At 43.4% G+C, this 1,101-nt stretch carries 1 protein-coding gene and 1 pseudogene; both read left to right on the top strand.

All coding sequences use genetic code 11. The features are described 5' to 3' along the window. The coding region (locus VXQ92_RS20400) for an anti-CBASS protein Acb1 family protein (protein ID WP_416683009.1) at nucleotides 1-712 on the top strand (712 nt) is incomplete at its 5' end. 70 nt (nucleotides 713-782) lie between these two features. Further along, nucleotides 783-1,101, top strand: a pseudogene (locus tag VXQ92_RS20395) (phage head morphogenesis protein); the annotation flags it as partial.

The following is a 1,101-nucleotide window of genomic DNA, read 5'->3' as shown; positions in this document are numbered from 1 at the left end:
AAGGACTTATAAAGTTAAGAAGTTACGTGAAATTATTGCAACTGGTGGTAAGTTTTACGACGCTTTAGTTAAACAGATTCAAGAGATACGCATGTGGCAATCTAATGAGGGGATGACCCTTATGGATGCTGATGATGCTTTTGAAACCCATCAATATAGTTTTACTGGTTTAGATAATCTCTTGCTGCAGTTTGGCCAGCAAATATCTGGTGCCACAGGCATTCCTCTTGTTCGCTTATTTGGTCAGTCGCCAGCAGGATTAAATGCTACAGGTGAGTCTGATCTAGCCAATTACTACGACAACATTAACCAACAGCAAGAAGGACGTTTACGGACGCCTTTGCAGGTCCTCTATGCTGTGCTGCATATGTCAGTGCTTGGCAAGCCTTTACCTGATTCATTTAGTTTTAAATTCGCTTCATTGTGGCAATTGGACGATGAGAAAAAGGCAAACGTTGCTAAAGGTGTGACAGATGCAGTACTCGCTGCTGAAGAGGCCGGCCTAATCAAACGCTCAACAGCCTTAAAAGAGTTGCGCCAATCTAGTGAAGTTACGGGTGTTTTCTCTCATATTACTGATGAGGAAATTAAAGAAGCCGATGACGAGGATCCACCGCCACCAGATGAAGGTGTAGATGATGAAGAAACAAATAAATCGGATAACACCGAATCGGGCGAGAAAGACCGAGATACGTTACAGCCAGCAGCTTAGAAAGATTGCTGGTTATATCGATACCATCGTTAAAGGCTTCGATATAAATGACCCTAACAATTACCCCTTAATGGAGGCTTCCCTGAAGGAGTATGCAAATACACTTCAGTTCTGGGCGCAAAATGCTGCTGGTCGAATACTTACAGATGTGGCTCTACGAGATGAGAAAACTTGGCTCATCTATGCACAAGACCTATCTCGTGGTGTACGGGAGCAAATTCGCAATACTGACATAGGTGCTGTTTATCAGCAGCTCATAAATGATCAAGTTAGGCTTATTAAGTCTTTGCCACTTGATGCAGCACAGCGTATTCATGACTTGTCTACTCGATCGCTAATTGAAGGCAACCGTTCAAGTGAGATTGCCGGCTTAATTATGGCCACTGGCC

The sequence above is a fragment of the Acinetobacter sp. 228 genome, from assembly GCF_048147885.1.
The sequence above is the reverse complement of the archived record's forward strand: the minus strand, read 5'-3'. Positions and strand labels throughout refer to the sequence as shown.